This is a genomic window from Proteus sp. fly-1013, assembly GCF_040140245.1.
GTDB classification, from domain to species: Bacteria; Pseudomonadota; Gammaproteobacteria; order Enterobacterales; family Enterobacteriaceae; genus Proteus; species Proteus mirabilis_B.
Window position 1 is genome coordinate 152,437 of sequence record NZ_JBEEWD010000010.1, and the last position, 7,878, is coordinate 160,314.

Below are 7,878 nucleotides of genomic sequence, written 5' to 3' on the forward strand. Positions count from 1 at the left end.
TTGAATTTAGTACCCATTTTGTTGCTTAATCTATATCAGCGAAACACGACATCACCACTAGGGATACAAAAATGGAAAAATCATTCATCCAGACTCAACAGCAAATTAGCTTTGTTAAATCTTATTTTTCACGACTGCTGGAAAAAGAATTAGGACTGATTGAAGTTCAAGGACCGATCTTAAGTCGCCTTGGTGATGGAACTCAAGATAACTTATCTGGTCATGAGAAGGCTGTACAAGTTAAAGTCAAATCTTTACCAGATTCTACTTTTGAGGTTGTCCATTCATTAGCTAAATGGAAACGTAAAACATTAGGTCGTTTTGGATTTAGTTCTGGGCAAGGTCTTTATACTCATATGAAAGCTTTGCGACCAGACGAAGATCGCTTAACTCAAATCCACTCAGTTTATGTTGATCAGTGGGATTGGGAAAAAGTGATGGAAGATAAAGAGCGTACAGTTCCTTATCTTAAACAGACAGTGGGTAAAATTTATCAGGCAATAAAAGAAACTGAAAAAGCCGTCAGCGAAGAATTTGGTCTGGTACCGTTCCTGCCAGATCAAATTCAATTTATCCACACTGAAGAGTTACTGCGTCGTTATCCTGACCTTGATGCTAAAGGCCGTGAAAAAGCGATTGCAAAAGAATATGGCGCTGTTTTCTTAATTGGTATTGGCGGTAAGCTTTCTAGTGGTGAATCTCATGATGTGAGAGCACCTGATTATGATGACTGGACGACACCAAACGAAGATGGATTTGAAGGTTTAAACGGTGACATTCTTGTCTGGAACCCTGTTCTACAAGATGCATTCGAATTGTCATCAATGGGTATCCGTGTCGATCCTGAAACATTAATGCGTCAGTTAACATTAACAGATGATACTAAGCGTCTTGAGTTGGATTGGCACAAAGCATTAATGCATGGTGATATGCCACAAACTATCGGTGGCGGTATCGGCCAATCTCGTTTAGTGATGCTACTGTTACAAAAAGAGCACATTGGACAAGTACAATGCGGCGTGTGGGAAAAAGACACCCGTTTAGCTTTCGCCGATATGTTGTAATTATTGGCGCCAGCGTCGAAGTAAACGACTTTTTAATCCAGTATCAAAACGCCATATATGGTCAAAGATTTTCATGATGCTGGGTTTACCGTAATTGGATAGGGTAACCGCATGGAAGCGATTGTGCTGTTGCTGTTGGCTTTTTTTGATTTTGTTGATTAGGTTTTCGGGTAACCTTTGGGCGACAAAGTCAGAAATAACAACAGCATCAGCATCTTTCCATGCTGGGCTATTGAGTTTTTCTGCGACATTATCTAAACAAGCACTTAAGTCCGTCCCCCCTCTAAATGACTGATTCAAAAACTTGATAAGATCTTGCAGGCCATTAGACGATGACAACTGATAATGTACAGTTTCAGTTGAAAATAACATTACATGGCATGAACGATTATCTGCTAGTGCTATTTTCATCAATGCTAGCCCAAAAGCTTTAGCACATTGCTCGTTAAATCCTCCCATCGAACCTGATGTATCAATACATACAATAAAAGGTCCTCTCGGTCTTTCTTCATCATGATGATGAGTTACTGGACGCAATACAGTACGCTCTTGCCAATTGTCTCCTTGCAACCGATAAGTATTGAGTTTTTTTTCTACCAGCTTTCTATAAAACTCATATTCGATTTCATTAATACCTAACAAAGCGAGTTCAGCAGGAAGTAAGCGCAAGATATCATCACTGAGCCCTATTCCATTGACTTGCTCAGGTGTTGTATCGGGTGCTTTCTCAACAATAGTCACAGGTTCAAAAATCACACTCTCTTCAGGAAGTGATTTGGCTGTTTTGCTACGCCCAAGCAAACTTGCGAGTTTATGTAACTCAGGTTGTTGATCGAGAAAGTCGCTATAACGTTGAATAATTTTCTCATCGAAAGGTGTTTTTGTTAAAACGCCTTTGCTCATATCCCATAAACGCCCTGCTGCACGCTCATTTTCTGAGAATGTATTACTTAAGCTTCCACTTAACGCTAAACGTTCTTGTAATTCAGCAAGGAGTTGCTCTTGCTCTTGGTCAAATAGGGCTTTGTGTAATGCAGTGACTTGGAAAATTAAACTTATCCGCCAATGTTGAATAAACAAAGCTTGTTGAGCTGGTGAAAAAGGCTTATTGGTTTTGATCAGCTGCGATGCTTCTTCAATAAAAGAGGAATCTAGCTTGTTTAATTCAGCCAGTATTTGCTCTACTTGCTGATTAAATATGGCGTTACCTAATGACTGTGTTTGTTGATAAAGGGCAAATTCATCAGCAATCATGGTAGGTACTAAGGTTTCTTTTACTCTTTGCTGTAAGCTTTTTTTCCATTGGTGGATATCTTTAAGTAAGGCTTTTTTGAGTCTTGGGTGTTTTTCAAAAAATACCGCTAATTGAGGCGATGCAAGTACAGCAATAATAACTTCCTCAATAAGCTGCCCTTCATTTATGGCTAAAAGCATATCTAATGTTGAAAGTGTCAGCATAATATCATTACTTTATTTGGCTTTTTAATTGCGATAATTTTTCATTAAGCTGAACAAAACTTTGCTCGATGGAAATAAGCCAATCATTATCAATAAATAAATTTGGTTGATGATGATTAAATTTTTCCTGCTCACCATAAATTTCTTGAGTCAGATCTTTTAATTTATCTAGCCACTCTTTGTTATCTTCAATAGGAGCAGCAGGCGCTGTCTCTTTTTGCTGATAAAGAGATGTTGTTCGACGACTCACATCTAAAATTTCTAATACACCATCTTGGCGTATTTGCGCATTAATTGATTGTGGGAAACCAATACCATTTAAACGCGCTAATAATTCATCCCCTTTAGCTAAAAAGTTTTCTAATGCTTTTTGCTCGATAGTAATAAAGTTAACTTGAATACTATGGATATGCAGAGGGATGTGTAAAAACAACGTGAATTTATCAGCCTGCATTTTTTCTGATAGGCTAAAATGTGCATTTCGCCCAAACATTCCACTTTGTTTTTCAAAACGAAAGGCCTGTTGATCTTGTTTACTTCTTGTTGATTGCATCCACTCAGCCCATAAACTTTCTGTTTTTCTAATTAACTCTAGCTGGTGGTAGGCTTGCTCTGTTAAAAGGCTTTGTAATAGTTTATCTAATAACGCAAATGATGCTTGGTCATGCCACAGGCAATCTTTTAATAAAATAAGATCTAACGGTGAAATAGCACTACGACCATTAAAAAAGGCACTGGCTTGTAAAAGGCGTACCGCTTTTTTCCAGCGTCTATCTGAAACATAAGGTGCTGCATCACTTTTATCTAAAGACTCACGAAGTTGATAAATTAAATCAAATAAGTGGTCATCTAAAGTGATCTTTTCTAATTCTGATTGCCAACGTGAGAACTCTTCTGCGGTAATTTGAATATGTTCTGGAATATGAAAAGAGCCTACTTCTTTATTAATTAGTAATGCACGAAAGTTTTTCTTATCTTGTACTTTGGTTAACCAAATACGAATAAGCATTCGGTCATATAGTGCTTCAAGACTACTGTCTGAATCAGGTAGTTCATTAGAGGCGGATACTAATAAACGCATTGGAATAGCAACCTCAGCTTCTCCATTTCTAAATTTACGCTCATTAATCGCCGTTAATAACGTATTAAGAATAGCAGGCCCTGCTTTCCATATTTCATCAAGAAAAACAACTTCAGCATCAGGTAAATATCCTTCAACCAAACGCTGATATTTACCTTCATCTTTTAAAGCTTGAATAGATAAAGGGCCAAAAATTTCTTCAGGGGTTGAAAAACGCGTCATTAAGTATTCAAAAGCTTTAGCCTCTTTAAAGGCTTCTTTCATTCTTCTGGCTATTAAACTTTTAGCAATACCAGGAGGACCAAGTAAGAAAACACTTTCACCACTTAGTGCTGCAAGTAGACAAAGACGGATAGCTGACTGTCGCTCATAAAGCCCAGTTTCAAGATATTGGCTAAGTTGTGAAATCCGCTCTGCAAGTTGCATAAACACTCCTAATAATGGGTACTTATTTTCGTCATCACCCTGAAAATATCAGAAAAGGATTGCTGACATATAGTCAAACATTCTATTAGCACACAAATTGTTTATAACAAAAATCGATTCAGCTTCCTACTGCTTATTTTTGGTTCTTTTTTGTTTTACTAGCGAAACGTTTCGATGGTGATCACGTTTTTTCATTAATGTTGCTGAGATGATCGGTTTAAAATATTGAATGTCATTTATGCAATACATCTAGAATTTATTACTGAGAGTAAGGAAAAATCATGGAAGCGAAGAAACTTGTGATTTTAGGTAGTGTTAATGCTGATCATATTCTTAATGTTGCCCATTTTCCGCTTCCTGGTGAAACTATTTCAGGTAACCAATTTCAAATGGTCTTTGGCGGTAAAGGTGCTAATCAGGCGGTTGCCGCTGGGCGTTGTGGTGCGAATATTTCATTTCTTGCTTGTTTAGGAAATGACGATATTGGTAAAAAAGCTAAAGCTCAATTAATAACAGATAACATTGATACTAATAGCATTGAGTTAATTGATGATGTAGCAACGGGTGTTGCGCTGATTTTTGTTAATCAGCAAGGTGAGAATGTTATTGGTATTCATGCAGGTGCTAATGGACGATTAGATACAAGTTATGTTCAGCGCCATGGGAATATAATAAAAGAGGCTGATGCGCTGTTAATGCAATTAGAATCGCCTCTTGATTCTGTTTTGAAAGCCGCTGAAATAGCTAAACAAGAAAATGTGCAAGTAATATTAAATCCAGCACCAGCTCAAGCATTACCTGATGAGCTGTTATCTCTTGTCGATATTATTACTCCAAACGAAACAGAGACTGAATATCTGACTGGAATTAAAGTTATAGATGATGAAAGCGCTCAACAAGCAGCGGATGTTCTACATAATAAAGGTATTAAAACGGTTCTTATTACATTAGGAAGCCGTGGTGTTTGGGTAAGCGAACCAAATAGTAAAGGTTGTATTGTTCCTGCATTTAAAGTGAAAGCGGTAGATACCATTGCGGCTGGTGATACATTTAATGGTGCATTAATCACCGCTTTATTAGAGGGGCAATCTATGATGCCAGCAATTAAGTTTGCTCATGCGGCGGCAGCCATTGCCGTTACCCGAGCAGGAGCTCAACCATCAGTACCATGGCGTCATGAAGTGGATGCTTTTTTAGCTTCATCCTTGTAGCGTGTTTCTTCTATATATAAAGAAAAAGAGAGCATAAGCTCTCTTTTTTAGTTTGAATAAAGCTATTAGGCTTTTTTCTTTTTATTAGTTAGGTTATCGCCATCATGTTTATCAAGGAGTAAGAATACAAAGGAAGACAGCAATGTAATGATACCAACAGTAATAAAAGTATAATGGAAGTTATCAACCGTAGTACCCACATTCTCTGTATCAAAATATCCTAAAATAGATGCACTCACTGCAATACCAAAACTAATTGCCAATTGTTGGGTGACAGCCAAAACACTATTTCCTGAGCTTGCATTGTTGTCTGTTAAATCAGCCAATGAAATTGTATTCATTGATGTAAATTGTATAGACATGACCACTCCTAATAAAAAGAGTGGAATGACAAGATAGTAAATAGACATATCCGGTGATTGAAGTGAGAACTGAGCTATCATCAAACCAATAATAATTGTGATAGCAAAGAGTGTTCGACGATAGCTAAATTTCACTAAGATCTTTGTGACAAATGATTTTGCTAAAATAGAACCTAAAGCCATTGGTGCCATCATCATACCGGAAATTATTGCCGGGTAACCAAAACCCACTTGCAACATAAGTGGCATTAAGAAAGGAATACACCCTGTTCCTAATCTTGTTGCAATATTTCCTGCAATACCGACAGAGAATGTTCGTGTTTTAAATATATTGAGAGGGATTAGTGGTTGTTGGTGGCGTCTTGCATGATTGACGTATAACCCTAGTAACGAAAATCCACCTAAAATAATGGCAATAGGAATATAGCGAGAGATATTTTTATCACCAAAAAGATCAAGACTGACAGAAAGCATGACTAAGCCAAAACCAAAGAAAATAAAGCCAAGTAAATCAAACTTGCGTTTTGGCATGGTGAAATTAGGCATATGTTTGATGGCATAGAAAATACCTAATAGTCCAATAGGAATATTTATAATGAATATCCAATGCCAAGAGGCATAAGTCACCAATACCCCTCCTAAAAGAGGTCCTGCTATGGGACCTACTAATCCTGGCATTGTGACAAAGTTGAGAATGGGCAGTAATTCGCTGCGTGGATAAGCTCTTAATAACGCAAGGCGTGCAACCGGCATCATCATTGCACCACCTATACCTTGTATAATTCGTGAAATAACAAGAAAAGTGAGGTTAGGAGAAAGTGCACATAATAAAGAGCCACCAGAAAATAAAGAAACCGCAATAATAAAAATTTTACGTGTTCCGAATCTATCGGCTAACCATCCACTGACGGGGATTAATAATGCAACAGTTAATGTATAGCTGATAACAGCTGATTGCATCGCGAGAGGAGAATGATTAAGGCTTTTTGCTATGTCTGGTAATGCCGTATTAAGAATGGTTGCATCGAGAGCCTGCATAAAGAAAGCCATTGCAGCAATCCAAGGCAACCCAGACATATTTTTGGCGGATTTCAACATGAAGCATATACCGTCTTTGTTCTATATTTTGATTATCGCTTCATTATAAACAGAAAACCTATAAAATTTGTATTAAAACTATTCAATCACTCGTTAATAAGATTAAACAGAGATCACGCGCCTTATTTCCATCCTTATCAATAATTGCCTGAACAATTTGATTATGTGTTTCCGGTTGAACCGTTTCATTACCCACAATAAGGTCAAAATACTTTTTATAAGCAGAAAGAAATAATGAGCCAAAAGAAGCAAAGAACGGATTGCCACTTGCTTGATAAATGAGATAGTGAAATTGAGTATCGATATCTAGCCAATGTTGTCTATCAAAATTCTCATCAAGCAACTGCATTTCTCTACCAAATAAAGCAAGAGACTGTTTTTGGCTTTCGGTTGCATTAAATGCGGCTAAATAACAGGCTTGAGGTTCTATTGCTAAACGGACATGATGGAAATAATGGCTGACTTTATTAAATTCACCACTGTCTATCCACCAATTAAGAAGATCATTATCTAATAGATTCCAATTTTGCATTGGAGTGACACGAGTACCGATTCTTGGTCTAGGTAAAAGCATTCCTTTAGCAGCAAGCATTTTTATTGCTTCTCTAATAACAGTCCTGCTGACGGAGAGTAATTCTGCTAATTCTATTTCTCCTGGTAACAAAGATTCAGGTTCATAGTGACCAGAAAGAATTTGTTTACCTAATTTTTCAGCAACTATATAAGAAAGATTCTTTTGAGAAGCTGAACGTTGTTCGCTAAATTGCATAATAAAGGTTACCTATACCATAATTTGTCTTCTATCTTACGTGAGTCAGCTAGAGAAAGCTGTTCGGATTTTACGCTATCAGCATAAAATTAGAGCGTTTTTCTTCATTTTGTTGAAAAAAAAAGCGAACAGAAAAAAAGTTGAAATAAATACTTGCGCTAATCCGAGAACTCCCTATAATGCGCATCCACTGACCGACGATGAGCTGACAACAGCCACGAAGGACAGCGAAGAGAAAAGAAAAAAGTTTGAAAAAACTCTTGACTCTTCAGAGGAATAACGTAATATACGCCTCCTCGCAACAACGCAGAAGACCGGAAACGGCAGCGACAGTTGCACTGCTCTTTAACAAATTATCAGACAATCTGTGTGGGCACTCGCAGAGACGATATCTTCTAAAATATTAGAT

Annotated in this window: 6 protein-coding genes; 2 read left to right on the forward strand and 4 right to left on the reverse strand. The window is 37.3% G+C overall.

Annotated features, from left to right (window positions below; all coding sequences use genetic code 11):
• Positions 1-71: 71 nt before the first annotated feature.
• Positions 72-1,064: an aspartate--ammonia ligase gene (gene asnA, locus ABN236_RS17475; protein WP_349474502.1), complete on the forward strand. Its 993-nt coding sequence runs from the start codon at positions 72-74 to the stop codon at positions 1,062-1,064.
• Here asnA and viaA read toward each other — a convergent pair whose 3' ends face one another.
• Complete coding sequence (viaA, locus tag ABN236_RS17480) at positions 1,065-2,522, reverse strand: ATPase RavA stimulator ViaA (RefSeq protein WP_349474503.1); 1,458 nt, start codon at positions 2,520-2,522, stop codon at positions 1,065-1,067.
• 7 nt (positions 2,523-2,529) lie between these two features.
• Positions 2,530-4,029, reverse strand: coding sequence for an ATPase RavA (gene ravA, locus ABN236_RS17485; RefSeq protein ID WP_194951502.1), 1,500 nt, complete (start codon positions 4,027-4,029; stop codon positions 2,530-2,532).
• 281 nt (positions 4,030-4,310) lie between these two features.
• Here ravA and rbsK point away from each other — a divergent pair, with 281 nt between their 5' ends.
• Complete coding sequence (gene rbsK, locus ABN236_RS17490) at positions 4,311-5,240, forward strand: ribokinase (protein ID WP_349474504.1); 930 nt, start codon at positions 4,311-4,313, stop codon at positions 5,238-5,240.
• Positions 5,241-5,305: 65 nt separating this feature from the next.
• Here rbsK and mdtD read toward each other — a convergent pair whose 3' ends face one another.
• Complete coding sequence (gene mdtD / locus ABN236_RS17495; protein ID WP_088494191.1) at positions 5,306-6,700, reverse strand: multidrug transporter subunit MdtD; 1,395 nt, start codon at positions 6,698-6,700, stop codon at positions 5,306-5,308.
• Between the two features lie 82 nt (positions 6,701-6,782).
• Positions 6,783-7,469, reverse strand: coding sequence for a FadR/GntR family transcriptional regulator (locus ABN236_RS17500; RefSeq protein WP_023583311.1), 687 nt, complete (start codon positions 7,467-7,469; stop codon positions 6,783-6,785).
• Between the last annotated feature and the right edge of the window lie 409 nt (positions 7,470-7,878).

What these genes read in the sequence shown, in the direction of transcription:
- ravA (WP_194951502.1), bottom strand. Translation starts at nt 4,029, where the DNA reads ATGCAACTTGCAGAGCGGATTTCACAACTTAGCCAATATCTTGAAACT.
- mdtD (WP_088494191.1), bottom strand. Translation starts at nt 6,700, where the DNA reads ATGTTGAAATCCGCCAAAAATATGTCTGGGTTGCCTTGGATTGCTGCA.
- ABN236_RS17500 (WP_023583311.1), bottom strand. Translation starts at nt 7,469, where the DNA reads ATGCAATTTAGCGAACAACGTTCAGCTTCTCAAAAGAATCTTTCTTAT.
- asnA (WP_349474502.1), top strand. Translation starts at nt 72, where the DNA reads ATGGAAAAATCATTCATCCAGACTCAACAGCAAATTAGCTTTGTTAAA.
- rbsK (WP_349474504.1), top strand. Translation starts at nt 4,311, where the DNA reads ATGGAAGCGAAGAAACTTGTGATTTTAGGTAGTGTTAATGCTGATCAT.
- viaA (WP_349474503.1), bottom strand. Translation starts at nt 2,522, where the DNA reads ATGCTGACACTTTCAACATTAGATATGCTTTTAGCCATAAATGAAGGG.